This is a genomic window from Georgenia ruanii (assembly GCF_009193175.1).
Classification (GTDB): Bacteria; Actinomycetota; Actinomycetes; order Actinomycetales; family Actinomycetaceae; genus Georgenia; species Georgenia ruanii.
Window position 1 is genome coordinate 154,103 of record NZ_VUKE01000004.1, and the last position, 24,916, is coordinate 179,018.

23 protein-coding genes are annotated in these 24,916 nt (G+C 73.0%); 14 read left to right on the forward strand and 9 right to left on the reverse strand.

Annotation, left to right across the window (positions count from 1 at the left end; all coding sequences use genetic code 11):
* Nucleotides 1–33 precede the first annotated feature (33 nt).
* Nucleotides 34–459 (reverse strand): DUF3151 domain-containing protein, encoded by a 426-nt coding sequence (locus GD880_RS06320; RefSeq protein WP_152230777.1) that lies wholly within the window; start codon nt 457–459, stop codon nt 34–36.
* An 81-nt stretch (nt 460–540) separates the two neighbouring features.
* On the opposite strand from GD880_RS06320, the gene GD880_RS06325 reads away from it, so the two are divergent.
* Entirely contained in the window at nt 541–1,659 is a 1,119-nt protein-coding gene (locus tag GD880_RS06325) for a 4-hydroxy-3-methylbut-2-enyl diphosphate reductase (RefSeq protein WP_226909422.1), read from the forward strand.
* A 28-nt stretch (nt 1,660–1,687) separates the two neighbouring features.
* Here the strand turns inward: GD880_RS06325 and GD880_RS06330 are convergent, their stop codons facing one another.
* A complete protein-coding gene (locus tag GD880_RS06330) occupies nt 1,688–2,914 on the reverse strand; it encodes a DNA recombination protein RmuC (RefSeq protein ID WP_226909423.1) in 1,227 nt (408 codons plus the stop codon).
* A gap of 191 nt (nt 2,915–3,105) precedes the next feature.
* On the opposite strand from GD880_RS06330, the gene ychF reads away from it, so the two are divergent.
* Nucleotides 3,106–4,191, forward strand: coding sequence for a redox-regulated ATPase YchF (gene ychF / locus GD880_RS06335; RefSeq protein ID WP_152230779.1), 1,086 nt, complete (start codon nt 3,106–3,108; stop codon nt 4,189–4,191).
* 422 nt (nt 4,192–4,613) lie between these two features.
* On the opposite strand, the gene GD880_RS06340 is transcribed toward ychF, so the two are convergent.
* Both GD880_RS06340 and GD880_RS06345 read right to left on the reverse strand, forming a co-directional pair.
* Nucleotides 4,614–5,345, reverse strand: a complete 732-nt coding sequence (locus GD880_RS06340) for a hypothetical protein (protein WP_152230780.1) — start codon at nt 5,343–5,345, stop codon at nt 4,614–4,616.
* Nucleotides 5,342–6,007, reverse strand: a complete 666-nt coding sequence (locus GD880_RS06345; RefSeq protein WP_152230781.1) for an excisionase family DNA-binding protein — start codon at nt 6,005–6,007, stop codon at nt 5,342–5,344. The genes GD880_RS06340 and GD880_RS06345 overlap by 4 nt, the downstream gene beginning before the upstream one ends.
* Nucleotides 6,008–6,190: 183 nt before the next feature.
* Here GD880_RS06345 and GD880_RS06355 point away from each other — a divergent pair, with 183 nt between their 5' ends.
* Nucleotides 6,191–6,511 carry a hypothetical protein gene (locus tag GD880_RS06355; protein ID WP_193314390.1) on the forward strand — a complete coding sequence of 107 codons (321 nt, stop codon included), beginning with the start codon at nt 6,191–6,193 and terminating at the stop codon, nt 6,509–6,511.
* A gap of 385 nt (nt 6,512–6,896) precedes the next feature.
* On the opposite strand, the gene GD880_RS06360 is transcribed toward GD880_RS06355, so the two are convergent.
* The 3 genes from GD880_RS06360 to yidD all read right to left on the reverse strand — a co-directional run bounded on the left by GD880_RS06360 (nt 6,897) and on the right by yidD (nt 8,332).
* A complete protein-coding gene (locus tag GD880_RS06360; RefSeq protein WP_152230782.1) occupies nt 6,897–7,331 on the reverse strand; it encodes a VOC family protein in 435 nt (144 codons plus the stop codon).
* Nucleotides 7,282–7,932, reverse strand: a complete 651-nt coding sequence (locus tag GD880_RS06365; protein WP_152230783.1) for a hypothetical protein — start codon at nt 7,930–7,932, stop codon at nt 7,282–7,284. Before GD880_RS06365 ends, GD880_RS06360 begins: the two co-directional genes overlap by 50 nt.
* Before the next feature lie 112 nt (nt 7,933–8,044).
* Complete coding sequence (gene yidD, locus GD880_RS06370) at nt 8,045–8,332, reverse strand: membrane protein insertion efficiency factor YidD (protein ID WP_152230784.1); 288 nt, start codon at nt 8,330–8,332, stop codon at nt 8,045–8,047.
* A 116-nt stretch (nt 8,333–8,448) separates the two neighbouring features.
* Between yidD and GD880_RS06375 the strand changes: the two genes are divergently transcribed.
* Complete coding sequence (locus GD880_RS06375; protein WP_152230785.1) at nt 8,449–9,246, forward strand: carbon-nitrogen hydrolase family protein; 798 nt, start codon at nt 8,449–8,451, stop codon at nt 9,244–9,246.
* 55 nt (nt 9,247–9,301) lie between these two features.
* Here GD880_RS06375 and GD880_RS06380 read toward each other — a convergent pair whose 3' ends face one another.
* Nucleotides 9,302–9,583 (reverse strand): adhesin, encoded by a 282-nt coding sequence (locus GD880_RS06380; protein ID WP_152230786.1) that lies wholly within the window; start codon nt 9,581–9,583, stop codon nt 9,302–9,304.
* Nucleotides 9,584–9,815: 232 nt separating this feature from the next.
* Between GD880_RS06380 and GD880_RS06385 the strand changes: the two genes are divergently transcribed.
* The 9 genes from GD880_RS06385 (at nt 9,816) to GD880_RS06425 (ending at nt 22,018) form a co-directional block, all read left to right on the forward strand.
* Nucleotides 9,816–10,256, forward strand: coding sequence for a spore germination protein GerW family protein (locus GD880_RS06385; protein WP_152230787.1), 441 nt, complete (start codon nt 9,816–9,818; stop codon nt 10,254–10,256).
* Between the two features lie 502 nt (nt 10,257–10,758).
* Nucleotides 10,759–12,378, forward strand: coding sequence for a peptide ABC transporter substrate-binding protein (locus tag GD880_RS06390; RefSeq protein WP_152230855.1), 1,620 nt, complete (start codon nt 10,759–10,761; stop codon nt 12,376–12,378).
* Nucleotides 12,379–12,583: 205 nt separating this feature from the next.
* A complete protein-coding gene (locus GD880_RS06395) occupies nt 12,584–13,510 on the forward strand; it encodes an ABC transporter permease (protein WP_152230788.1) in 927 nt (308 codons plus the stop codon).
* Complete coding sequence (locus tag GD880_RS06400) at nt 13,503–14,489, forward strand: ABC transporter permease (protein WP_152230789.1); 987 nt, start codon at nt 13,503–13,505, stop codon at nt 14,487–14,489. The genes GD880_RS06395 and GD880_RS06400 overlap by 8 nt, the downstream gene beginning before the upstream one ends.
* On the forward strand, nt 14,486–16,216 hold the full coding sequence (locus tag GD880_RS06405; protein WP_152230790.1) for a dipeptide ABC transporter ATP-binding protein: 1,731 nt from the start codon (nt 14,486–14,488) through the stop codon (nt 16,214–16,216). Before GD880_RS06400 ends, GD880_RS06405 begins: the two co-directional genes overlap by 4 nt.
* Before the next feature lie 194 nt (nt 16,217–16,410).
* On the forward strand, nt 16,411–17,394 hold the full coding sequence (locus GD880_RS06410; RefSeq protein ID WP_152230791.1) for an ABC transporter permease: 984 nt from the start codon (nt 16,411–16,413) through the stop codon (nt 17,392–17,394).
* Nucleotides 17,391–18,278 (forward strand): ABC transporter permease, encoded by an 888-nt coding sequence (locus GD880_RS06415; RefSeq protein WP_152230792.1) that lies wholly within the window; start codon nt 17,391–17,393, stop codon nt 18,276–18,278. Before GD880_RS06410 ends, GD880_RS06415 begins: the two co-directional genes overlap by 4 nt.
* On the forward strand, nt 18,275–20,230 hold the full coding sequence (locus GD880_RS06420) for a dipeptide ABC transporter ATP-binding protein (RefSeq protein WP_152230793.1): 1,956 nt from the start codon (nt 18,275–18,277) through the stop codon (nt 20,228–20,230). Before GD880_RS06415 ends, GD880_RS06420 begins: the two co-directional genes overlap by 4 nt.
* Nucleotides 20,231–20,338: 108 nt before the next feature.
* The gene (locus tag GD880_RS06425) at nt 20,339–22,018 is read left to right on the forward strand and encodes an ABC transporter family substrate-binding protein (protein ID WP_152230794.1); all 1,680 of its coding nucleotides are present in this window, start codon (nt 20,339–20,341) and stop codon (nt 22,016–22,018) included.
* 15 nt (nt 22,019–22,033) lie between these two features.
* Here the strand turns inward: GD880_RS06425 and GD880_RS06430 are convergent, their stop codons facing one another.
* Nucleotides 22,034–22,672: a PH domain-containing protein gene (locus GD880_RS06430; RefSeq protein ID WP_152230795.1), complete on the reverse strand. Its 639-nt coding sequence runs from the start codon at nt 22,670–22,672 to the stop codon at nt 22,034–22,036.
* A gap of 220 nt (nt 22,673–22,892) precedes the next feature.
* Here GD880_RS06430 and typA point away from each other — a divergent pair, with 220 nt between their 5' ends.
* Nucleotides 22,893–24,812: a translational GTPase TypA gene (gene typA / locus GD880_RS06435; RefSeq protein WP_152230796.1), complete on the forward strand. Its 1,920-nt coding sequence runs from the start codon at nt 22,893–22,895 to the stop codon at nt 24,810–24,812.
* Nucleotides 24,813–24,916 lie beyond the last annotated feature (104 nt).

Here is a 24,916-nt window from a genome sequence, read left to right on the forward strand (position 1 = left end):
GCCGCCCGGGTCGGCGGTGGACGGCCGGGCCGGTCAGGGCTGGGCGGCGAGGACCTCGCGGGCGGTGGGGTCGGAGTCGTCGAGCAGCGTGCGGCAGCGGGCCGCCTCGTCGTCCTCGCCGATCGCCTCGGCGGCGTCGGCCAGGGCCAGCAGGGCGAGCAGGAAGCCCCGGTTGGGCACGTGGGCGGCCGGTACCGGGCCGGCGCCGCGCCACCCGGCGCGGCGCAGCGCGTCCAGGCCGCGGTGGTAGCCGGTGCGCGCGTACGCGTAGGCGGCGACCGGGTCGGCGGCCTCCAGCGCCGCGCGGGCGAGCGTGGCCCAGGCGAGGCTGGCCGCGGGGAAGCGGGCGGCGACCGCCCGCGGGTCCTCGCCGGCCTCCAGGGCGGCGCGGGCCGGCACGTCGGGGTGGTCCTCGGGCAGCAGGATCGGCGCGGGCTCGCCGAGCAGGTTCGTGGGCATGGCGCCATGCTGCCACGGCCCCCGGTGTGGGGTCGGCCACGGGACATGGCCCGTCCGGCGGGGCCCACGTACCCTGGCCCCGTGACCTCCGCACCTCATGCCACCAGCCCCGCCGCGCCCGCCGCGGTCCCGGCCGGCTCCTCGCTCGCGGGCGCCTCGGCCTTCCCCGCCTCGGTCCCCTCCGAGCCGGCGCCCGACGGCAAGCGGATCCTCCTCGCCGCCCCGCGCGGCTACTGCGCCGGCGTGGACCGCGCGGTCGACGCCGTTGAGAAGGCCCTCGCGCTCTACGGCGCGCCGGTGTACGTGCGAAAGGAGATCGTGCACAACAAGTTCGTCGTCGAGACGCTCTCCGAGCGCGGCGCGATCTTCGTCAACGAGACCGACGAGGTGCCCGAGGGGGCGCGGGTGGTCTTCTCCGCCCACGGCGTCTCCCCGGCCGTGCACGCGGCCGCCGCGGCCCGCCGGCTGGCGACCATCGACGCCACCTGCCCGCTGGTGACGAAGGTGCACAAGGAGGCGGTGCGCTTCGCCGGCGACGACTACGACATCCTCCTGATCGGGCACGACGGCCACGAGGAGGTCGAGGGCACCCAGGGTGAGGCGCCCGAGCACATCCAGGTGGTCAACGGCCCGCACGAGGTCGACAAGGTCCAGGTCCGCGACCCCGAGAAGGTCATCTGGCTCTCCCAGACCACCTTGTCGGTGGACGAGACCATGCAGACGGTCAACCTGCTGCGCGAGCGGTTCCCCCACCTGCAGGACCCGCCCAGCGACGACATCTGCTACGCCACCCAGAACCGCCAGGTGGCGGTGAAGAAGCTGGCGCCGGAGGCGGACGTCGTCATCGTCGTGGGGTCCGCGAACTCCTCCAACTCCGTGCGGCTCGTCGAGGTGGCGCTGGAGGCCGGCGCCGGCGCGGCCTACCGCGTGGACAAGGCCGACGAGATCGACCCCGCCTGGCTGGAGGGCGCCACCACGGTGGGCCTGACCTCCGGGGCGTCGGTGCCGGAGATCCTCGTGCGCACGGTGGTCGACCGGCTCAAGGGCCTCGGCTACACCGGGGTCGAGGAGGTGCGCACCGCCACCGAGGACATCATGTTCTCGCTGCCGAAGAACCTGCGCGCGGACCTCAAGGCCGTCGGCGAGCAGCCGGACCGGCCCCACCGCGTCCGCCGGGAGCGCGTCCCCGCCGAGGGCTGAGCCGGCGCCGCCTGGCGGTGCCGGGCGGTCAGGCCGAGCGGCCCTCCACCTCCGCCAGCGCCAGCTCCGGCGCGGTGAACGTGCGCACCTGCGCGTCGTCGGTAGCGATCGGCTCGACGTCGAGGTCCTTGGTGGCCAGGGACTCGAAGTCCCGGGCGGTGACGAGCAGGCGCTGCTCCACGGACCCGACGACCTTGTTGTAGTGCTGCACACTCGAGCGCAGCGACCGGCCCAGGCTCGTGAGGTGCCCGGCGACCACGCCGAGGCGCTCGTAGAGCGTGCGCCCCAGAGCCAGGAGCTCGCGCGCCTCGGCGGTGACCTGCTCGGCCGACCAGATCGACGCCGTCGTGCGCAGCAGCGCGAGCAGCGAGGCGGGTGAGGTCGGCGCCACGCCCTGGCGCAGGGCGTGCTCGAGGAGGGCGGGGTCGGCCTCCAGCGCGGCGGCCAGCAGCCCCTCGGACGGCACGAACATGATGACCAGCTCCGGGGAGCCGGGCAGCTGGTCGTGGTAGCGGCGCTTGGCGAGCGCGTCCACGTGCCCGCGCAGCGCCCGGGCGTGCGCGGCCAGCAGCCGCTCGCGCCGCTCGGCGTCCTCGCCGGTGGCCCGGTCGCCGATGGCGCTGGCCTCGAGGTAGGCGTCCATCGGCACCTTGGCGTCCACCGCGAGGTACTTCTCCCCGGGCAGGTGCACCACGACGTCGGGGCGGCCCGCGCTGGCCTCCCGCCGCCCGCCCGGCGCGCCGGCGGCGCCCAGCGAGCGCTGCTCGACGAAGTCGACGTGGCGCATCATGCCTGAGGCCTCCAACACCCGCCGCAACTCGACCTCGCCCCACTGGCCCCGGGCCGAGGTGGACCGCAGCGCGGACTCCAGCTGCGCCGTCGTGCGCTGGAGCTCGACGCCGGAGCGGCGGGCGTGGTGGAGCTGCTCGGTGAGGACGGTGTACTGCTCGGTGCGCTCGCGCTCGAGCAGCGCGACGTGCTCGCCGACCTGGGTGAGCGTCGCCTGCACAGGCGCGAGGGCGCGCAGCACGTCGTGGTCGCGGCGCGCCCGCTCCTGGAGGGACTCCACCTCCTCGGCGAGCCGCTCCGCCCGCGCCTGCGCCGCGGCCGCGCGGGCACGCAGCTCCGCCGTCTCCGCGGCGGAGCCGGCGCCCACGCCCCCGCGCGTCGCCGCCCGGGCCGTGGCCACCGCGAACCCCAGCGCCGCGCCCACGGCGAGCGCGAGCACCACCAGCACCACCGTCGTCATGTCCATGCCTCGCACCCTCTCAGGACCCACCGACATCGATGTTCCGGGCGCGCCCCCTGGGCCCGGCGCAGTCGCGGCCGGGGCCCGGCGATGGCGCCGTGAGGCCGACCACGGGAGTCCGTGGAGACGCCGCGTGGCGCCCGGGGCGGTCAACCTCACGCCGGGGGTGGCGCGGTCAGGCCGTAGACTCGGCCCACGTGGCCCTCACCATCGGAATCGCGGGACTGCCCAACGTCGGCAAGTCGACCCTGTTCAACGCCCTGACCCGAGCCAGCGTCGTGGCGGCGAACTACCCGTTCGCGACCATCGAGCCCAACGTGGGCGTCGTACCGCTGCCCGACAAGCGCCTCGACAGGCTCGCCGAGGTGTTCGGCTCGGAGCGGATCGTGCCCGCCACCGTGTCCTTCGTCGACATCGCCGGCATCGTCAAGGGCGCCTCCGAGGGCGAGGGCCTGGGCAACCAGTTCCTGGCGAACATCCGCGAGGCGGACGCGATCTGCCAGGTCACCCGCGCGTTCCAAGACGCCGACGTCGTCCACGTCGAGGGGAGGGTGGACCCCCGGGACGACATCGAGACCATCTCCACCGAGCTGATCCTCGCCGACATGCAGACCCTCGAGAAGGCCCTGCCGCGCCTGGAGAAGGAGGTGCGCGGGAAGAAGGCCGAGCCGGAGGTCCTCGAGACCGCCAAGGGCGCCATGAAGGTGCTCGAGGCCGGCACGCTGCTGTCCGCCGGGGCGCAGGAGGCCGGGCTCGACCCCGAGATCCTGGCGACCTTCCAGCTCATGACGTCCAAGCCGTTCATCTACGTCTTCAACACCGACGACGCCGGGCTGGCCGACGAGGCGATGCAGGCCGAGCTGCGCGAGCTCGTCGCACCGGCCGAGGCGATCTTCCTCGACGCCAAGTTCGAGTCCGAGCTCGTCGAGCTCGAGCCCGACGAGGCCGCCGAGATGCTCGCCGAGACGGGCCAGGACGAGGCCGGCCTGGACAAGCTCGCCCGCGTGGGCTTCGAGACCCTGGGCCTGCAGACCTACCTCACCGCCGGGCCGAAGGAGGCCCGCGCGTGGACGATCCACAAGGGCTGGACCGCCCCCCAGGCGGCCGGCGTCATCCACACCGATTTCGAGCGCGGCTTCATCAAGGCCGAGGTCATCTCCTTCGACGACCTCGTCGAGCTGGGCTCGGTGGCCGAGGCCCGGTCGCACGGCAAGGTGCGCATGGAGGGCAAGGACTATGTCATGCAGGACGGCGACGTGGTCGAGTTCCGCTTCAACGTGTGAGCCGGCACGTTTCCGCAGGGGAGGGGGTGCGCCCCCCCTCGGTCCGCACACAGTCCGGAAGAACTTCAACCAAAGGGTGCTCGAGGTACTGGGCTGATCACCGTCGGGCGGTCGCATCGCTAAGCCCCGGACTGGTGATGTGACGGCACGAGAACCCGTCTTGAAGGATGCCGCTGAGGAACCGTCCGGGATGACCCTCGTCCGTAATGCCGTACAACGCCGCGATGACGGTGGCGGCGCTGGCGCGGTCGAGAATCGCGGCTCGGTTCGTGCACCCGTCGATCACCGACTGGGCCGACGTGCGCGCCCGTCGAGGCGATGCCGGAGCCGCGCTTGGTCCCCCTCGTCGGCAGGGTCGTCGGCTCTGTCCGCAACAACGGCCCGCAGCTCATCGAGCCCGACGAACCCGCGGACTGAACCGCTCAGCCGCGCGGCTCCAGCGCCCGACGCAGCATCCGGATGCCGCGCGTCGCGCCGGTGACGGTCTCGTCGACCTTCGCGTCGGTGACCCGGAAGATCATGTTGCCCAGGTACTGCCGATCCAACTTGGAGAACTCTGCGCCGCGCAGATCGGCGATCTGCAGCAATGAGGCGAGCGTGGCGAAGTCGATCTGGTGACGCTCCCGGGCCGGGTCGATGAGGATCTGGGTGGTGGCTGCCTTGCCGACGAGCGCGCCGATGAGGTTGGGGCGCCGCACGGCGCCGAGGCGGCCGGCGACCCCCACCTCGACCGTCTCGGTACGGTCCAGCGCCTGCTGTGAACCGGGGGCCGCGATGGTGGTGGCGCCGGTCACGCCCCTGCGGTTGGCTGCGACCTCGCCGAGGTGGCGCGGTATAAGCACGTCGAACTGGGCGCCGTCGCCGCGCTTCCAGCGGTGTTGGTGCCCCTGGGAGCTCTGCCCGTCGCTATGAAACCCGAGGTCGACCAGAACCGCCGTGAACCGCCTGAGCATCGCCGGGTACGCACGCACGTCGAGGACGGTGTCAAGGTCGGTGGTTGGACGCGGTGGGGACTCACCGCGCTCGACGCAGTGCAGGTGCACCAGCTGTCCCCCGACCAGCGACCACCCGTTCGGCACGCGCTCGGCGACGTCGAGCAGCGCTATCCAACCGGCTTCCTGCTGCCGCACCATCGCCGGCATGGTCACGGTCATGCGGCGACCCCCAGTCCCAGCAGCTCCAGCGCGGCGCGCGTCTCGCGCGGCCCGCCCCGCTCGAACAGGTCGGCGGCGCTGAACAGACGGGGCACCTCGTCCATGGGGACGGCGCTGACGTGCAGCACGATGTTGGGGCTCTCCACGGCCGCGGCCAGGTCGAGGAAGTAGTCGTCGGCGAACCCGTCGAGCTGTCCCTCCTCGATGTAGGCCTCGAGGTCGGCGCCGGAGGCGAGCCCGGCGCGGGGGTCGGAGACGCCGGAGAGGCGCAGCCGCGGGTCCTCCCGGACCTCGGTGAGGTCGTCGGGGTGCATCTCAAGCTCGACCCGTCGGGCACGCTCCCCGAGCCAGGAGCGGACCAGTGCGGGGACGGCCTGTGCGTCGGAGCCGCGGAGCCGGTGCAGTCGCTCGTCCAAGCGTCTGACCTCGTCACGCCGCACCTGGGCGGGGCGGCCTTCCACCGCCTGCGCCAACGCCCACCCCATCCGCGGGGACAGCGGCCGCGACCGCCGGGCAGGACGGAGCGTCGCGGCGTCGACCAGCCACCGGCCGCCGACCTTCTCGGCCTGCAGCGACCCCTCGGCGATGCGCTGCAACACCCGCTGCCGGTTCACGCCGAGCAGCTGCGCCGCCTCCCGAACGGACACCACTCGTGAAGCCATGACACAACTCTAGTCGTTCGACTAGGGAAGTGTCACGACGAACAAGACGATGACGAAGACAAAGATGAAGACGTTGACTCTGAGGCCGACCAGGGGCGGTGCAATGGCCCCGACGCCGACGCCGACGCCGACGCCGACGCCGACGCCGGGGCGGACGCCGCCGCCAAGGACGAGGCCGGCTGGGTGGCACTGCGCGCGTTGCTCAGGACCTCGGCCTGGCACCTGCTCGTCTTCGCTGGGAGCACGCACGCGATCAGTCAGGATCAGATCACCGCAGAGACGACGTCACTACCGGCCTGGCTGGAGAAGGTGACGATCATCGGGTCTCGGCTGGATGATCTCCAGGGGTTGTGGGATGCCGACGGCCGGGTCCGGCACACGCTGGCCGCGACCGATGGGGACTGGATCCTTGTACGTCCCGACGGCTATCTCAGCGCGCGTGGTACAGGGGAGACCAGCCTCCGCGCTGCCCTCGCCCGGCTGAGCGGCCTGCACATGCGGTAGTCCGCAAGCATGAGCCCCGTGCGTGCGCCCACGAGACCACACCTCGTTCGGCGCGGTCGCTCCTTGCATCGCTGGCGCATCCAGCTCACCCGCTACCCGGAGTCCATCCAGTCCAGCGGAGGCAGACGATCGTCGACGACGCTCAGCGGTCACGTGGCCGTGTTCGCGCAGGTCGAACCACGATTGCTGTCACGGACCAACGATGCCCGCAACCACCCGAAACCCGGCCTGATTGTTCCGCTTGACGTCTGATTCGACGGATCCCCTGGGGACCGAGGCTCGTGACGGCGGCTGAGCTCGACGCCCCGGCCGCATCCTCGCCCTCGGCACGCAGGCCGAGGCGAGGCTGACGCGCCCGGTCACCGCGACGAAGCGTCGGGGCTGCTCAGTCGAGACAGAACTCGTTGCCCTCGATGTCCTGCATCACGAGGCACGACTCGTTGACGCCGTCGGCGCGCAGCAGGCGCACGCGCGCCGCGCCGAGCCCGACCAGCCGGGCGCACTCGGCCTCGAGGGCGGCCAGGCGCTCGTCACCCACGAGCCCGCGGCCGACCCGCACGTCGAGGTGCACCCGATTCTTGACGACCTTGCCTTCTGGCACCCGCTGGAAGAACAGTCGCGGGCCCACCCCCGAGGGATCGACGCACGCGAATGCTGACCCCTGGTGCTCGGGCGGCAACGCGCGATCGAAATCGTCCCACGTGGCAAACCCCTCCGGTGGCGGCGGGACGACGTACCCCAACACCTCGCACCAGAAACGAGCGACGCGCTCAGGTTCCGCGCAGTCGAAGGTGACCTGGACCTGTCTCACAGACGCCATTGGCACACCCTAGAGGCGCCCTGGTGGCGGCGCGCACCTCATTGTGCGGAGGAGTGTTGGACTGAGCGGAGAAGTGATGGCCAGGGGGCGGCCGCGACGTCGCGACCCGATCAGGTGCTCGCCCGAACACCGCTGCCCACAGGTCGTTCTCGGCGTAGAGGGCGTCGACCTGGGCGAGCTCGACGCCGGCCCGGTGGGGGGCGCCGTCGACCCTGTCGGCCACCCACCACTCCGCTCCCGGAAGGCCGGCGGAGGCGTAGGCGCGCGAGCCCGGTACCTGTCGCGCGTACGACGGTCGTGGCTGGGCGACGACCTCGCCGTGCGCCGGTTCCCACAGGCGGACCGACCCGCCGTCGGAGTCCAGCACCACCGCATCGAACCACCGCCACACCACGACGTCGGCGCCGTTCGGCCCGGTGGCCACGGCGACCAGATGGCCCGGAGACACCCGCTCGACGCGCGGGGAGGGGAACATCGGGGCGAACCCGACGGTGCGGAACTCGTCCTGGCTCCACACCTCGCAGGTGTGTTCCGCGACCCGCACCACGCGAGCCGTGCGAAGCCGGTGGGTGGCGGGGACGGCACCGGGCTGTTGCGACATGCGGCCAAGTGTGGCGTACGCGCGATCCCCGGTCGCCGTGACGCTTCAGGCAACCCGGAGCAGGCCGGTCCGGCAGCTCAGTTCCGGGTCCGGTGAGGAAACGCCCCCGAAGTCACCGCCGCCGGAAGCGGAACGGGATCGGGATCCCGCCGCAGCAGCACACGCCCTCGACATCGGTCGAGGCCAGCACCGCCGCCGCCCGGTAGCACGCGAGGAAGCGCACCGCCGCCGGGACCACGGCTCGCACCACCCCCTCGCGGAGGACGACGTCGCGCACGGCGGCGGAGCATGACTGGCCGCCGTGCGCGACGAGGTGGGCGCACGTCCAGCCCTTCCGCGGAGAGATCCGTGCCTGGTAGAGGCGGATCGCGGCGTCGGCCGCGCGGGTCGCGGGGCGCATGACGGCACGCTACCGTCCGGCCCGCCGACCGGCGCGGCAAGTGGGACGTCGACCCGACGGCGCCGCGCACGTGGCAGAGTCGGTCGCGACCGCCGGGGGCGAGCCGAGGAGGAGACATGCAGGTCGCGGTGGCGCAGATGGGCGCGACGACGGACAAGGCGGCCAATCTTGCGGCCGCGACCGAGCTGGTCGCCCGCGCGGCCCGCGCCGGGGCCCGGCTGGTCGTGCTGCCCGAGTACGCGATGGCCTGGGACCCCCGGCCCACCGCGGAGGCGCTGGCCGCTGAGGCGGAGGGGCTGGACGGGCCCTTCGTCGCCGCCCTGGCCCGCGCGGCCCACGGGCACCGCGTCACCGTCGTCGCCGGCATGACCGAACGCCCCGGCGACGGCGGCGCGCGGCCATACAACACTGTCGTCGCCGTCAACGCCGGCGGCGAGCTCATCGGCGCCTACCGCAAGGTCCACCTCTACGACGCCTTCGGCGACCGCGAGTCCGACCGCCTGGCCCCGCGCGCGCCGGAGGCGCTGGTCCTCGCGCTCGGCGACCTGCGGGTGGGGGTCATGACGTGCTACGACCTCCGCTTCCCCGAGATGGCCCGCTTCCTCGTCGACGCCGGCGCGAACGTGCTCGCCCTCCCCGCGACCTGGATCTCCGGGCCGGGCAAGCTCGACCACTGGCGCACCCTGGCCAAGGCCCGTGCCATCGAGAACACCGTGTACATGCTGGCCGCCGGGCAGACCGGCCGGTATCGCACCGGCCACAGCGTCGTCGTCGGCCCGTCCGGGGAGGTGCTCGCTGAGGCGGGGGAGGAGCCGGGCGTCGCCGTCGCGGAGGTCACCGGGGCGCAGGTCCAGGCGGTGCGCGAGCGGAACCCCAGCCTGGCGAACCGGCGCTTCGAGGTGCGGCCCCGGTGACACGGCGATGCCCCGGCCTCCCGCGGGGAGACCGGGGCATCACACAAGAGCTGGGCTAGGCCTGGGCGCGCAACGTGAAGCCAGTGCCCTCGGGCGTCTGGGCGGCATCGAGCTCGTGCGCGGTGAGAAGCTCGGTGGTGGCCTCCTCGACGAAGACCCGGGCGCCGTCGTCGCCCTCGATCACGTCGTCGGCCGGGTCGGGCGCCGGGACGAGGCTGAGCTCGACGCCGTCGCCGGGCTCGGTGAGCGCGATGCGCATCCCGCCCGTCTCGGGCAGGCCGGCCTGGGTGGACAGGTCGCGCACGGCGGCCTGGGCGTTCGGGGTCAGGGTGAGCATGTGGTTCTCCCGATGTGTCGTCGGTGCAGGAGCCGGCCGTACAGCCGGCGCGACGCTGACGACCACCGCTGGGTGCGACCGCCTGCGCCTCGGACCCCTCCACCCTCGGGGGTCACGGGCGGGGCCCGCAACCCGACACCGGCACGGCGGATCGGCGGCCCGATCCGTGCCCCCGCGCCGACGGCGGCTCCTACGCTGGCAGGAGTACTCGCCCGATCGACCCGGAGGCGGCATGTCCCAGCCCACGCAAGGCAACGTCAACCTGCCGACCGAGACCGCGCGCGAGGTGCTCACCGTGCGCCGCGTCTTCGGCGAGGCCTACGAGCGCGACGGGGTCACCGTGATCCCCGTCGCCAAGGTCATGGGCGGCAGCGGCATGGGCTTCGGCAGCGGCGCCATGGGAAAGGGTCGGCCCGGCGCAGGGGAGGAGCAGCCCGCGGGAGGCGAGCACGCCGGGCACAAGCGGCCAGGGGCCGGTGAGGGCTCCGGCGGTGGCGGTGGGTTCGGCGTCCGGGCCCGGCCGGTGGGCGTCTACATCGTCAAGGACGGGAAGGTGTCCTGGCAGCCGGCGCTCGACCTCAACCGGGTGATCCTGGGCGGCCAGATCTTCGCCACCGTCGCGGTCCTGGCCCTGTCCCGGGCGTTGCGCCGTCGCCGGTTCACCCGCCGCTGACGTGCGCAGCCGGCGCCGGTTCACCCGACGCTGACGTGCGCGGCCGCGCCGGTGCACCGGCGCTGAGGCCGACGGCCGCGCTGACTGCCGGGCGCTGATGCCGCGTCTGCTCAGCCGGCGCCGAGCGTCGGTTGCCCGCGGTCGAGCCGAGGACAGAGCCGGGGCGTCTCTGCAGCGCCCCCACTTTGTGCGGGTCGGCGTCCGTTGCGCTGGCCGGGGGCCCACGGCGTGTCAGGGCGACCTGGTGTCACCTGTAGCGGACATCACTGCAGGCCCCAGCGCCGTCGCCCGTTGAGCAGCATTGTGACCGCATGTTTCCGCCGTCTCACATGGCGGTCACGATCCCGTAACGATGTCCCCGGACATTTCGTTCCGGGCCGTACCGCCGCCTATTGTTTCGGCATCCCGCGCCAGCGAGGCGGCCGTGCCGTGGTGCACTGCGGCCCTGTGCCGGGCCAGAGCGACAGCTCATTCATCAGGAGGAACATTGAAGACCAGGCGTATGGCTGGCGTGGCCGCGTCGATCCTCGCCGGATCGCTCGTGCTCGCTGCGTGCAGCTCCAGCAGCCCTGACGACAAGGCGTCGGGGGACGCTGCCTCCGGGGGTGGCACCAGCACCGGCGTCATCACCGCGAACGGCAGCGAGCCGCAGAACCCGCTGATCCCGACCAACACCAACGAGGTTGGCGGCGGGAAGATCCTCGACCTCATCTTCGCGGGCCTTGTGTACTACGACGCCGACGGTGCCGTGCACAACGAGGTGGCCGACTCGATCGAGACCGAGGACAACCAGACCTACACGATCAAGCTGAAGGAGGGATGGAAGTTCACCGACGGGACGCCGGTGACCTCCAAGTCCTTCGTCGACGCGTGGAACCAGGGCGCCCTGCTCAGCAACGGCCACCTGTCGAGCTACTTCTTCGAGCCGATCGAGGGCTACTCCGACTCCGAGGACTCCGAGCTCACCGGGCTCAAGGTCGTCGACGACCAGACCTTCACGGTCAAGCTCAAGCAGCCGGAGGCGGACTTCCCGCTGCGGCTGGGCTACTCGGCGTTCTTCCCGCTGCCCCAGGCCGCGTTCGACGACGCCGCCGCCTTCGGCGAGAACCCGATCGGCAACGGCCCGTACAAGCTGGGCGGCGATGGCGCCTGGCAGCACAACGTGCAGATCGAGCTCGTCCCGAACGCGGACTACACCGGCGACCGCAAGGCCCAGAACGGCGGCGTGACGATCAAGTTCTACGACACGCAGGACGCCGCCTACAACGACCTGCTGGCCGGCAACCTCGACGTGCTCGACGCGGTGCCCGACTCGGCGTTCGGCACCTTCGCGGACGAGCTGGGCGACCGGGCCGTCAACCAGCCGGCCGCCATCTTCCAGTCCTTCACCATCGCGCAGGAGCTTCCGCACTTCGCGGGCGAAGAGGGCAAGCTGCGCCGCGCGGCCATCTCCCACTCGATCAACCGCAAGGAGATCACCGACACGATCTTCCAGGGCACCCGCACCCCGGCCTCCGACTTCACCTCCCCGGTGATCGACGGCTGGTCCGACAAGGTGCCGGGCTCCGACGTGCTGGAGTTCGACGAGAGCAAGGCCAAGGAGCTGTGGGCCGAGGCCGACAAGATCTCTCCCTGGGACGGCAAGTTCACCCTCGCGTACAACTCCGACGGTGGTCACCAGGCCTGGGTCGACGCCACGGTGAACTCCATCAAGAACACCCTGGGCATCGACGCGGAGGGGCAGCCCTACCCCACCTTCAAGGAACTGCGCACCGACGTCACCGACCGCAAGATGACCGGCGCCTTCCGTAGCGGCTGGCAGGCCGACTACCCGGGTCTCGGCAACTTCCTCGGCCCGTTGTACGGCACCGGCGCCGGCTCGAACGACGGTGACTACTCCAGCGCGGAGGTCGACGACCTGCTGAAGCAGGCAGCCGCGGCGGGCTCGATCGACGAGTCGAACGCGCTGTACCAGAAGGTGCAGGAGATCCTCTTCAAGGACCTCCCGGCCATCCCGCTGTGGTACTCCAACGTCACCGGCGGCTCGGCCGACACGGTGAGCAACGTCAAGTTCGGCTGGAACAGCGTGCCGATCTACGAGGAGATCACCAAGGCCGAGTGACCCCCGGTTCCCTCGGGAACCGCCGGCGTCGGCAACCCCGTTGGGGGCGGGACCTTTCGGTCCCGCCCCCAACGCTCTCTGCGGCAAACCTCACGCCAAGAACAGCCACACGGATTCCGTCTCGGACGACGACGGGGCGTATCGTCGGACGGCGTGCCTGGCGGCTGCCTGGGTGCAGCCACGACATCAACGAGGAGGCGACTCGATGCTCTCGTACATCGGGCGCAGGGTCCTGCAGGTGATCCCTGTGTTCCTGGGGGCCACACTGCTGATCTATTTCATGGTCTTCGCCATGCCCGGCGATCCGATCGCCGCCCTCGGTGGCGAGCGGGGGCTCCCTGAGGCGGTCCAGGAGCAGCTCCGTCAGAAATACAACCTGGACCAGCCGTTCATCGTCCAGTACCTGCTCTACCTCAAGGGCATCCTGACGCTGGACTTCGGAATCACCTTCTCCGGCCGCGACGTCATGGACGTCATCAAGGACACGCTCCCGGTGACCTTCAAGCTCTCCGTCATGGCCCTGGTCTTCGAGGCCGTGTTCGGTGTGGTCTTCGGTCTCATCGCCGGCCTCCGCAAGGGCGGCTTCTTCGACGCCACGGTGCTCGTCGTCAGCCTCTTCGTCATCGCGGTGCCGACCTTCGTCATCGGCTTCGTGCTCCAGTTCGTCGTCGGCGTCCAGCTCGGATGGCTACCCACCACGGTCGGGTCCAAACCGACGTTCATCAGCCTCCTCATGCCGGCCATCGTGCTCGGGGCCGTCTCCCTCGCCTACGTGCTGCGCCTGACCCGCACCTCCGTGGCCGAGAACCTCACCGCCGACTACGTGCGCACCGCGACCGCCAAGGGCCTGTCCCGCAGCCGGGTCGTCACCGTGCACGTGCTGCGCAACTCGCTCATTCCCGTGGTGACCTTCCTCGGCGCCGACCTCGGCGCGCTCATGGGCGGCGCCATCGTCACCGAGGGCATCTTCAACATCAACGGCGTGGGCGGCACGCTGTACCGGGCCATCAGCCAGGGCGAGTCCGCCACCGTCGTGTCGCTCACCACCGTGCTCGTGCTCGTCTACATCGCGGCGAACCTGCTGGTCGACCTCTTGTACGCGGCCCTGGACCCGAGGATCCGTTATGCCTGACATCGTTCACACCGGCCCCGGGGCGGGCCCGGCCCCCGTGACGGCCCGCCGTCACCAGGAGCACTTCTTCGCCGAGCTCGACGAGACCGGCCTCGGCGCCGTCGACGCCGTCGCGGAGTCCGGTGCCCCCTCCAGCATGTGGAGCGAGGCCTGGGCCAAGCTCCGCCGTCGGCCGCTGTTCTGGGTCTCTGCCGCGATCATCGTCCTGGTCCTCGCCCTCGCGGCGTTCCCGCAGCTGTTCACCTCGCAGGACCCCAAGTTCTGCCAGCTTGCCAACAGCTACGGCGAGCCGACGGCGGGTCACCCGTTCGGCTACACCCGCCAGGGCTGCGACATCTACGCCCGCACGATCTACGGCGCGCGCGCCTCGGTGACCGTCGGCGTGCTCGCGACCCTCGCCGTGCTCATCATCGGCACGATCATCGGCGCCATCGCCGGCTTCTTCGGCGGCTGGTTCGACACGATCCTCTCGCGCATCACGGACATCTTCTTCGCCATCCCGCTGGTGCTCGCCGCCATCGTCGTCATGCAGATCTTCAGCGGCAGCCGCACCTCGGTGACCGTCGCGGCGGTCCTCGCCTCCTTCGGGTGGACGCAGATCGCCCGCATCACGCGCGGGTCGGTGATGAGCGTGAAGAACAACGACTACGTCACCGCCGCGAAGTCGCTCGGCGTGAGCCGCACCGCGGCGCTCGCGCGGCACATCCTGCCGAACGCCGCCGCGCCGATCATCGTCTACACCACCGTCGCGCTCGGCACGTTCATCGTGGCCGAGGCGACGCTGAGCTTCCTCGGCATCGGCCTGCCGCCGTCGGTCGTGTCGTGGGGCGGTGACATCCAGCAGGCGCAGACCGCGCTGCGGTCCCAGCCGTCGGTGCTCTTCTACCCGGCCGGTGCCCTGGCCCTGACGGTGCTCGGCTTCATCATGATGGGCGACGCCGTGCGCGACGCCCTCGACCCGAAGGTGCGGCAGCGATGACCACGACGAAGCAGAATGCGGCCCCGGTGACCACCGGGCTGGACCCGCACGAGCCGCTGCTGGAGATCCGCGACCTCGAGGTCGCCTTCCGGTCCTCCACCGGCCTGGTGCCGGCCGTGCGGGGCGCGAACCTGACGATCTACCCCGGCCAGGCCGTGGCCATCGTGGGGGAGTCCGGCTCGGGCAAGTCGACGACCGCGCACGCGATCATCGACCTGCTCCCCGGCACCGGCAAGGTGACCGGCGGGTCGATCAAGTTCCTCGGCCGCGACCTGGCCAGGGCCTCCCGCAAGGACATGGAGGCACTGCGCGGCAAGGAGATCGGCCTGGTGCCCCAGGACCCGATGTCCAACCTCAACCCCGTGTGGAAGATCGGCTACCAGGTCAAGGAAGCGCTCACCGCCAACGGCATGGACCGCGCCGACGCCAAGGAGCGCGTCAACGAAGTCCTCGCCCAGGCCGGCCTGCCCGACGCCGAGCACCGCGCCAAGCAGTACCCGCACGAGTTCTCCGGCGGCATGCGCCAGCGCGCGCTCATCGCCATCGGGCTCGCCTCCCGGCCCAAGCTGCTCATCGCCGACGAGCCCACCTCGGCGCTCGACGTCACCGTCCAGCGCCAGATCCTCGACCACCTCGAGCACCTCACCAAGGAGCTCGGCGCGGCGGTGCTGTTCATCACCCACGACCTGGGCCTGGCGGCCGAGCGCGCCGAGCACCTCGTGGTCATGCACCGCGGCCGCGTGGTCGAGTCCGGCCCCTCCCGGCAGATCCTCAGCAACCCGCGCCACCCGTACACCCAGCGGCTCGTCTCCTCGGCGCCGTCGCTGACCTCCCGGCGCATCCAGAGCGCCAAGGAGCGCGGCGAGGAGTCGGAGGAGCTGCTCGCCGACGTCGAGGCCGCCGTCAAGGCGCCGCACATCGTCGAGGTCGAGCACCTCACCAAGGAGTTCCACCTGCGCGGGGGCGTGCCGGGCGCGGGCCGGACCTTCAAGGCCGTCGACGACGTCTCCTTCGCGATCCCGCGCGGGGCGACGATGGCCCTGGTCGGCGAGTCCGGGTCGGGCAAGTCCACGGTCGCGAACATCATGCTCAACCTGCTCGAGCCCACCGAGGGTCGGGTGGTGTTCGAGGGCACCGAGGTGGGCAAGCTCGGCAAGCGCGAGCTGTTCAACTTCCGCCGGCAGGTCCAGCCGATCTTCCAGAACCCCTACGGCTCGCTGGACCCGATGTACTCGATCTTCCGCACGATCGAGGAGCCGTTGCGGGTGCACAAGGTGGGCGACAAGAAGTCGCGGGCCGCGAAGGTGGCCGAGCTGCTGGACATGGTCGCCCTGCCCAAATCGACGATGCGCCGGTACCCGAACGAGCTCTCCGGCGGGCAGCGCCAGCGCGTCGCCATCGCCCGGGCGCTGGCCCTGCAGCCCAAGCTGCTCGTGTGCGACGAGGCGGTCTCCGCGCTCGACGTCCTCGTGCAGGCCCAGGTGCTGACCCTGCTCAACGACCTGCAGGCCGAGCTCGGCCTGACGTACCTGTTCATCACCCACGACCTGGCGGTGGTCCGGCAGATCGCCGACTTCGTGGCGGTCATGGAGAAGGGGCGGATCGTCGAGCAGGCGACGACGGACGAGGTCTTCGACAGCCCCTCCCAGCCCTACACGCGCGAGCTGCTCGCGGCGATCCCCGGTGCGAGCCTGCAGATGGAGCTGGCCGGCCCGACGGACGTCTGAGCCGACGAAGCTGCACCAGCGAGCCCCGGTCCCCGCGAGGGGGCCGGGGCTCTCCGCTTTCGTCGCAGCCAGATTGACACTCTGGCCGCAGCCAGAAGGGCGGTCTGGTCGTGGCTGCGCGCCGCCGCCGCTTCCGGACACCGACCGGCATGTAACGTGGGCCGCGTCCTGGCGCGACCCACGAAGGCTGGCCGATGCTCCGCTACCTCGCCCGCAGGTCGGCGGGGTACGCGCTGCTGCTCGTCCTCGCCGTCAGCCTCACCTACCTCCTCGCCGCCAGCGCGCTGGACCCCCGCTCGCTCTACGAGCTGCGCAACCCCCCGCTGCCGCCCGACGCCGTCGAGGCCGCGCTGCGGGCGGCCAACCTCAGCGACGCCGTCCCGCTCGCCGAGCGGTACCTGACCTGGCTGCGCGGCGTGGTCACCGCCTGGGACTGGGGCCGGACCCCCGCCGGGGCCAGCGTGAACGCCGAGGTCGGCGCGCGGCTCTGGGTCTCGCTGCGCCTGGTCACGCTCGGCACGCTGCTGGGCACCGTGGCCGGCGTCGCGGTCGGCGCCTGGGCCGCCGTGCGCCACCACAGGGCCGGCGACCGCCTGGTCACCCTCGCCGCCCTGGTCGTCATCTCCACGCCCACCCTGGTGCTCGCCGTCGTGCTGCAGATCCTGGCGGTGCGGGTCAACGCCGCGGCGGGCACCCAGGTGTTCGAGTTTCTCGGCGAGAGCGGCGCCCACGGCCCGGGCTGGCTCGCGGCGGCGGGGGACCGCCTCCAGCACCTCGTGCTCCCCACCCTGACCCTCGCGGCGGGGCAGGCGGCGTTCTTCAGCCGTATCCAGCGCGGGCTGCTCCTCGACACCCTCGGCGCGGCCTACGTGCGCGCCGCCCGGGCGCGGGGCCTGCGCCGCTCGACCGCGGTGCGCCGGCACGCCCTGCGCACCGCGCTCGTGCCCACCGGGACCTACCTGGCCTACACCGTCACCACGCTCGTGCTCGGCGCGGCCTTCGTCGAGTCCGTGTACGGCTGGCACGGGATGGGCGTCTACGGCGTGCAGGCCATCGCCGGCCAGGACGTCAACGGCACCGTCGCCGTGGCCGCGTTCGGCGGCGCGTGCGTGCTGGCCGGCGCGCTGCTCGCCGACCTGTTCACCGTCGCCCTCGACCTGCGGGTGCGGCTGTCATGACGCCGCCGCCCCCGCTCGCCCCCACCCGGCCGGCCCGGGGCCGGCTCACGCTGCGGCGGCTGCGCCGCGACCGCCCGGCGCTGGCCGGCCTGGTGGGCCTGGCCGCGCTCGTGGCCCTCGCGTCGGCCGGCCCGGCGCTGGCCCGCTGGGGGGCCGGCGAGGTCGACGCCCGCGCGTTCCTCCAGGCCCCGAGCGGCGCGCACTGGTTCGGCACCACCCAGGCCGGGCGGGACGTTTTCGCGCTGACCGTCGACGGCCTGCGCACCTCGCTGCTCGTCGGGCTGGGCGCGGGGCTGCTGCAGACGGCGATCGCCGCCGTCGTCGGCACCCTGGCCGCCTACCACGGCGGCTGGCCGGACCGGGCGCTGCGCTGGGTCGTCGACCTGCTGCTCGTCGTGCCGGCCTTCTTCCTCGTCGCGATCGTCTCGGTGAACGGGGGCGGCCGGGCGGGCTCGGTGCTGCTGCTGGTGCTGGTGCTCGCCGGGCTGGGCTGGATGCTCTCGGCGCGGGTGGTCCGGGCGGCCACGCTGACCCTGACCGGGCTGGACTACGTCACCGCCGCCCGGTACATGAACGTGCCGGCGCGGCGGATCATCACCCGGCACATCCTGCCCAACCTCTCCTCGCTCCTGGTGGTCGACGCCACCCTCGCCGTCGCCGGCGCGGTGCTGGCCGAGTCCTCGCTGTCCTTCTTCGGCTTCGGCGTGCAGCCGCCGGCGACGTCGCTGGGCACCCTCATCGCCGAGGGCCAGCGCACCGCCACGACCTTCCCGTGGGTCTTCCTCGCCCCGGCCGGGGCGCTGGTGGCGCTGCTGACCTGCGTCAACCTCCTCGGGGACGGCCTGCGCGACGCGCTGGACCCCTCCGACGGCGGGCGCGCATGAGCCCCCGGCGCGCCCTGGAGATCACCGGGCTGGACGTGCGGTTGCGGTCGGCCGACGGCGTCGTGCACGCCGTGCGGGGCGTGGACGTGGCGGTGGCGCCGGGGGAGGTGCTCGCCGTGGTGGGCCGGTCCGGCTCCGGCAAGTCCGTCACCGCCCTCGCCGTGCTGGGGCTGCTCCCCTCGTCGGCCCGCGTGACGGGCTCGGTGCGACTCGGCGGGGAGGAGCTCCTCGGCCGCAGCGACGCCGAGCTGTCCCGCGTGCGCGGCGCCCGCATCGGGCTGGTCGAGCAGGACGCCCAGGCGGCGCTGACCCCGGTGTACCCGGTGGGCGAGCTGCTCGTCGAGGCCCTCCAGGCCCACCGCCGGGTCACCCGCGCCGCAGCCCGGGCCAGGGCGGTCGAGCTGCTCGGGCTCGTGGGCCTGGACCGGCCGGCGGCGCGGTTCGGCGCCTACCCCCACGAGCTCTCCGGCGGCATGCGCCAGCGGGTGGCGATCGCCCTGGCCATCGCCAACGACCCGGAGGTGCTCATCGCCGACGAGCCGACCTCCGCCCTCGACGTCACCGTCCAGGCGCAGATCCTCGACGTGCTGCGCACGGCGCGGGAGGAGACCGGCGCCGCGCTCGTGCTCATCACGCACGACCTGGGCGTGGTGGCGGGCCTGGCGGACCGGGTCGCGGTCATGGACGCCGGGCGGGTGGTGGAGGACGGCGACGTCGAGCGGGTCTTCGCCCGCCCGCGCGCCGCCGAGACGGTCGCGCTGTTGGCCGGGGTGTGCCCGGCGGGTGCTGGGGGAGCGGCCGGCGACGGCGTGCCGACAGCAGCCGGGACCGGCGTGCCGACGGCAGCCGGGACCGGCGTCCCGACGGCGTCCGCGACCGGCACGGACGGCGGGGTCCCGGCCGCGCCCGCCACGGCGCCCCGCGAGGCCGCCGTTCAGCGCGAGGACCCGGTGGTGCTGCGCGTGCGCGGCCTGCACCGCCACTTCCCGCTGACCCGGCCGGGCCCGCTGCGCCGGCGCGTGGGCACGATCCGCGCCGTCGACGGCGTGGGCCTGGAGGTGCGCGCGGGGGAGGTCCTCGCCCTGGTCGGCGAGACCGGCAGCGGGAAGTCCACCACCGTGCGCGCCATCCTCGAGCTCGCGGCGCCGCAGGCCGGCACGGTGGAGGTGCTCGGCCGGGACGTGGCCAGCCTCGACCGGGCGGCCCGGCGGGCGCTGCGCCGTGACGTCCAGGTGGTCTTCCAGGACCCCGACGCCGCGCTCGACCCGCGCCTGCCCGTCGCCGACCTCGTCGCCGAGCCGCTGCTCGCGGACGGGCGCCGCGGAGAGGCCGTGGCCCGGCGGGTGGCGGAGGTCCTCGACCTCGTCCGGCTCGAGCCCGCCCTGGCCCACCGCTTCCCGCGCCACCTCTCCGGCGGGCAGCGCCAACGGGTGGCCATCGCCCGGGCGCTCGCACTGCAGCCGCGCCTGCTCGTCCTCGACGAGCCCGTCTCCGCCCTCGACGCCCCCGTCCAGGCCGACATCCTCGACCTGCTCGCCGACCTGCGCGCCCGGCTGGCCCTGAGCTATCTCCTCGTCACCCACGACCTCACCGCCGTGCGGCGCCTGGCCGACCGGGTCGCCGTCATGCACCTGGGCCGGATCGTCGAGGCCGGCGACGCCGCCGAGGTGCTCGCCCGGCCCGCGCACCCCTACACCCGCGCGCTGCTGTCCGCGGTGCCGCTGGCCGACCCCGCCGCCGAGCGGCGCCGGCCCCGCACCCTGCTCGTGGGGGAGGTGCCCTCGCCGGCGGACCCGCCCTCGGGGTGTCGCTTCCGCACCCGCTGCCCGCTCCGACCCACCCTCGACGACGCCGCCCGGGCCCGCTGCCGCGAGGAGGACCAGCGGCTCACCGCCCTGGCCGGCGACCACGAGGCGGCCTGCCACGCGGTGCGGCGACACGCGGTGGGGTGAGACGCGCCGGTAGCGTGCCCCCAGAACGTGGTTCAGTACTGTCAGGACGCTGCACGGCCGGAACCCCCTCCGTCGGTCAGCCGTGTGCCTGGAGGAGGACACCCACCGATGAGAAGGCGTGCGACAGCACTGCTCACCGGCGCGGCGCTGGCGCTCGCGCTCGTGGGCTGCGCCGCCGACGACGGCGCCGGCCCCGGGCCGGCCCCCACCACCGTCGCCGGGGAGCTGGCCGACGTCAACGCCACCCCCCGGGAGCGGCTCGCCGAGGGCGGCACGCTGCGGCGCGCCGTCGAGCGGTTGCCCAGCCAGTGGAACCCGCTGCACCTGGCCGGCGGCGACGTGTCGGCGTCGGAGATCCGCGGCCCGCTCAGCGTCACCAACTGGGACACCGACGCCCGCGGCGTCACCACCCCTAACGAGAACTTCGTCACCGACGTCGAGGACACCGTCGCCGACGGGCGCGAGGTCGTCACCCTCCACCTCAACCCCGACGCCGTGTGGAACAGCGGCGAGCCCATCACCTGGGCGGACTACGCCGCTACGGTCGCCGCGTGCTCCGGCACGCGGCCCGACTTCGAGTGCGCCACCCACGCCTTCGGGGCCATCGAGTCCGTGACGCACGGCGAGAGCGAGTTCGACGTCGTCGTCACCTTCGCCGGCACGTTCCCCGACTGGCCCGCGCTGCTGGGCACCGTGCTGCCGGCCGCGGGCGTGGCCGACGCCGAGACGTTCAACGCCGGTTGGCTCGACCACCCCGAGGAGTGGTTCACCGGCCCGTTCCGCCTGGACGAGGTCGACGCGGCCCAGCAGGTCGTCAAGCTCGTGCCGAACGAGCGGTGGTGGGGCCCGGCGCCGAAGCTCGACGAGATCCAGTACCGCGCCGTCTCCCCGGACGCCGCCGCCAGCGCCTTCGCCAACCACGAGCTCGACGTCCTCGACGTCGGCGCCGACGCCAACGCCTACCAGCGCGCCCTCGCGGTGCCCGACGCCGAGGTGCGCCGCGCCGCCGGGCCCGACTGGCGCCAGATCACCTTCAACGCCACCGCGGGCCCGCTGACCGACCCGGACGTGCGCCAGGCGGTCGCGCGGGCGATCGACCGCGACGCCGTCGCCGCCTCCAGCCTGGCGGGCCTGCCCGAGGAGCTCCAGCGCCCGCTGGACAACCACATCTTCATGCAGGGCCAGGAGGGCTACGAGGACAACGCCGGGGCGTACGCCTACGACCCGGGCGCCGCGGCCGCCCAGCTCGACGCCGCCGGCTGGGTGCTCAACCCCGACACCGGTGTTCGCGAGCGCGACGGCGAGCCGCTCACGCTCCGCTACACGGTCTTCAGCGGGGTGCCGGCCTCCGCCAACGAGGGTCAGCTGGTCCAGGCCCAGCTCAAGGAGGTGGGCATCGCCGTCGAGCTCGACGCGGTGCCCGAGACCGCCCTCGGCCCAGTGCTCGGCGAGGGCGACTTCGAGCTGATCGGCTTCTCCTGGTACGGCTCGCCGTACCCGCTGCTGGCCGTCGCGAACCTCTATGGCGACCCGGCGACGACGCCGACGAACTACGCCCGCCTGGCCGTCCCCGGCCTCGACGACCTCCTCGGCCAGCTCATGACCGAGACCGACCACGCCACCCGCCTCGGCCTGGCCGACCGGGCCGACGAGCTGCTCTGGGACGCCATGCCCATCCTGCCGCTCTACCAGCGCCCGCAGCTGGTGGCCACGGCGCGCGACCTGGCCAACGTCGGCGCGTCCGGGCTCGGCTCCACCCGGGCAGAGGACTGGGGCTACGTCGGCTGAGCGGCGCCAGCGCGATTAGAGCGCGACCGCGAGGACGGCGAGGGCAATCGTGCCGCCGAGCAGCACGACGACCACGGTGTTGACCCGGGCCTGCGGCGCGTCGGCCCCGCGCGCCCCGGCGTCGGGCGCCCCGACGGCGCGTTCCGCAGCGTGCGGTGGCGCCCCGGCGGAGGCCCTCGCCGCCCGACGGGCCCGCCGGTCCTCGACGACGGCGCCGACGGCCGCCGCGTCCCCGGGGTGCCGCACCCGGCCGGTGCCCTCGAAGAGCCGGTCGGGGAGGTGCTCGGCCCGCCGCTGGCTGCGCGCACGCCCGACGCCCGCCCGCGCGGGCGCCGCCCATCCGTTCACCGCGCCCCGCGAAGTGACCAGCCGCAACCCCCAGCGGGTCTCGACCCGGTCGATCGCGCCCCACGGCACCTCGACGGTGCGCAGGACGTTGGTGAGCACCACGCCGTCGTCGCCCACCTCGACCGAGGGCCGCCAGAACACCGCCCAGCCGAAGACCGCCATCGCCAGCGGGATCGCGCCGTAGCGCACCACCTCGCCGATCCCGCCGTTGGCGCCGAGGGCGGCCAGCACGACGGCGGCCACCGCCCAGGTGATGACCGCGTACACGCGCGCGGAGGTCGTTCGGAAGACGATGGTCGGGCCCACCGGCCCATCCTCGCCGATCTCGCCGGGCCGCGCCGGAATCGCCCCGCGCGCCGCCCCTCCCGCGCGTGAGCCCACGCACACCGGCTAGGGGTGACGCAATGCGGGGGTCGACCGGTAGAATTGCGGTTTGGCGCCGGACTATCCGGCACCGGGCCCGCGGGCAGCGAACCTCCTGCCGTCGGCGGTCGGCCCCTCATCTTCGATGAAATGAGCTCTGCGTATGCCTGTGCGCTCTGATCTGCGCAACGTCGCGATCGTCGCCCACGTCGACCACGGCAAGACCACCCTGGTGGACGCCATGCTGTGGCAGTCCGGCGCCTTTGGCGAGCACCAGCACGTCGACGAGCGGGCCATGGACTCCGGCGACCTCGAGCGCGAGAAGGGCATCACCATCCTCGCGAAGAACACCGCGGTGCACTACCGCGGCCCGGCCGCCCAGCGCGCCGGCCTCGAGGATGGGCTGGTCATCAACGTCGTCGACACCCCCGGCCACGCCGACTTCGGCGGCGAGGTCGAGCGGGCGCTGAGCATGGTTGACGGCGTCGTGCTGCTCGTGGACGCCTCCGAGGGCCCGCTGCCGCAGACCCGGTTCGTGCTGCGCAAGGCGCTGGCCGCCAAGCTGCCCGTCGTGCTCGTCGTCAACAAGGTCGACCGGCCCGACTCGCGCATCACCGAGGTCGTCTCCGAGGCCCAGGACCTGCTCCTGGGCCTGGCCTCCGATCTCGCCGACGAGGTGCCCGACCTCGACCTCGACGCCATCCTCGACGTCCTGGTCGTCTACGCCTCCGCCAAGGCCCGCCGCGCCAGCCTCACCCAGCCCGCCGACGGCACGCTGCCGGACAGCGAGGACCTCGAGCCGCTGTTCGAGACGATCATCGAGAAGATCCCCGCGCCGTCCTACGACGAGGGCGCGCCGCTGCAGGCGCACGTGACCAACCTCGACGCCTCCCCGTTCCTGGGGCGCCTCGCGCTGCTGCGCATCCACAACGGCGAGCTGCACAAGGGCCAGACCGTGGCCTGGGCCCGGCACGACGGCACCATGAAGAACGTGCGCATCTCCGAGCTGCTGCGCACCGAGGCGCTGGACCGGGTGCCCGCCGAGAGCGCGGCCGCGGGCGACATCGTCGCCGTCGCCGGCATCGAGGACATCACCATCGGCGAGTCGCTGGTCGACCCCGAGGACCCCCGCCCGCTGCCGCTCATCACGGTCGACGACCCGGCGATCTCCATGACCATCGGAATCAACACCTCCCCGCTGGCCGGCCGGGTCAAGGGCCACAAGCTCACCGCCCGCCAGGTCAAGGACCGCCTCGACCGCGAGCTCATCGGCAACGTCTCCCTCAAGGTGCTGCCCACCGACCGCCCGGACGCCTGGGAGGTCCAGGGGCGTGGCGAGCTGGCGCTGGCCATCCTCGTCGAGCAGATGCGCCGCGAGGGCTTCGAGCTCACGGTCGGCAAGCCGCAGGTGGTCACCCGCACCATCGACGGCAAGAAGCACGAGCCGATGGAGCGCATGACCATCGACGTGCCCGAGGAGTACCTCGGCACGGTCACCCAGCTCATGGCCCAGCGCAAGGGCCGCATGGAGACGATGTCCAACCACGGCACCGGGTGGGTGCGCATGGAGTTCGTCGTCCCCTCCCGCGGCCTCATCGGCTTCCGCACGCGGTTCCTCACCGAGACCCGCGGCACCGGTATCGCCTCCTCGATCCACGAGGGCTACGAGCCGTGGCAGGGCCCGATCGACATGCGCGCGACCGGCTCGATGGTCGCCGACCGGGCGGGGGCCGTGACCCCCTTCGCCATGATCAAGCTCCAGGAGCGCGGCTCGTTCTTCGTCGAGCCCACCTCCGAGGTGTACGAGGGCCAGGTCGTCGGCGAGAACCCGCGCAACGAGGACATGGACGTCAACATCACCAAGGAGAAGCAGCTCACCAACATGCGCTCCTCCACCGCGGACAACTTCGAGAGCCTCGTGCCGCCGCGCAAGCTCACCCTCGAGGAGTCCCTGGAGTTCGCCGCCGAGGACGAGTGCGTCGAGGTCACCCCCGAGACCGTGCGGATCCGCAAGGTCATCCTCGACGCCAACGAGCGCTACAAGGCCGCGTCCCGCAACCGCCGGGCCGCCGCCGCGGTGTGACGCCGCGCGTGCCGTCCACGGTCTGACGCCGTGCGCGCCGCCGCCGTCTGACGGCGTCGACCGCGACCACCGCGAGGGCGGCCGACACGTCCCGAGAGGCCAGG

Coding starts and splice junctions, on each gene's coding strand:
- GD880_RS06320 (WP_152230777.1), bottom strand. CDS start 459: ATGCCCACGAACCTGCTCGGCGAGCCCGCGCCGATCCTGCTGCCCGAG.
- GD880_RS06330 (WP_226909423.1), bottom strand. CDS start 2,914: ATGGACATGACGACGGTGGTGCTGGTGGTGCTCGCGCTCGCCGTGGGC.
- GD880_RS06340 (WP_152230780.1), bottom strand. CDS start 5,345: ATGACCGTGACCATGCCGGCGATGGTGCGGCAGCAGGAAGCCGGTTGG.
- GD880_RS06345 (WP_152230781.1), bottom strand. CDS start 6,007: ATGGCTTCACGAGTGGTGTCCGTTCGGGAGGCGGCGCAGCTGCTCGGC.
- GD880_RS06360 (WP_152230782.1), bottom strand. CDS start 7,331: ATGGCGTCTGTGAGACAGGTCCAGGTCACCTTCGACTGCGCGGAACCT.
- GD880_RS06365 (WP_152230783.1), bottom strand. CDS start 7,932: ATGTCGCAACAGCCCGGTGCCGTCCCCGCCACCCACCGGCTTCGCACG.
- yidD (WP_152230784.1), bottom strand. CDS start 8,332: ATGCGCCCCGCGACCCGCGCGGCCGACGCCGCGATCCGCCTCTACCAG.
- GD880_RS06375 (WP_152230785.1), top strand. CDS start 8,449: ATGCAGGTCGCGGTGGCGCAGATGGGCGCGACGACGGACAAGGCGGCC.
- GD880_RS06380 (WP_152230786.1), bottom strand. CDS start 9,583: ATGCTCACCCTGACCCCGAACGCCCAGGCCGCCGTGCGCGACCTGTCC.
- GD880_RS06385 (WP_152230787.1), top strand. CDS start 9,816: ATGTCCCAGCCCACGCAAGGCAACGTCAACCTGCCGACCGAGACCGCG.
- GD880_RS06390 (WP_152230855.1), top strand. CDS start 10,759: ATGGCTGGCGTGGCCGCGTCGATCCTCGCCGGATCGCTCGTGCTCGCT.
- GD880_RS06395 (WP_152230788.1), top strand. CDS start 12,584: ATGCTCTCGTACATCGGGCGCAGGGTCCTGCAGGTGATCCCTGTGTTC.
- GD880_RS06400 (WP_152230789.1), top strand. CDS start 13,503: ATGCCTGACATCGTTCACACCGGCCCCGGGGCGGGCCCGGCCCCCGTG.
- GD880_RS06405 (WP_152230790.1), top strand. CDS start 14,486: ATGACCACGACGAAGCAGAATGCGGCCCCGGTGACCACCGGGCTGGAC.
- GD880_RS06410 (WP_152230791.1), top strand. CDS start 16,411: ATGCTCCGCTACCTCGCCCGCAGGTCGGCGGGGTACGCGCTGCTGCTC.
- GD880_RS06415 (WP_152230792.1), top strand. CDS start 17,391: ATGACGCCGCCGCCCCCGCTCGCCCCCACCCGGCCGGCCCGGGGCCGG.
- GD880_RS06420 (WP_152230793.1), top strand. CDS start 18,275: ATGAGCCCCCGGCGCGCCCTGGAGATCACCGGGCTGGACGTGCGGTTG.
- GD880_RS06425 (WP_152230794.1), top strand. CDS start 20,339: ATGAGAAGGCGTGCGACAGCACTGCTCACCGGCGCGGCGCTGGCGCTC.
- typA (WP_152230796.1), top strand. CDS start 22,893: ATGCCTGTGCGCTCTGATCTGCGCAACGTCGCGATCGTCGCCCACGTC.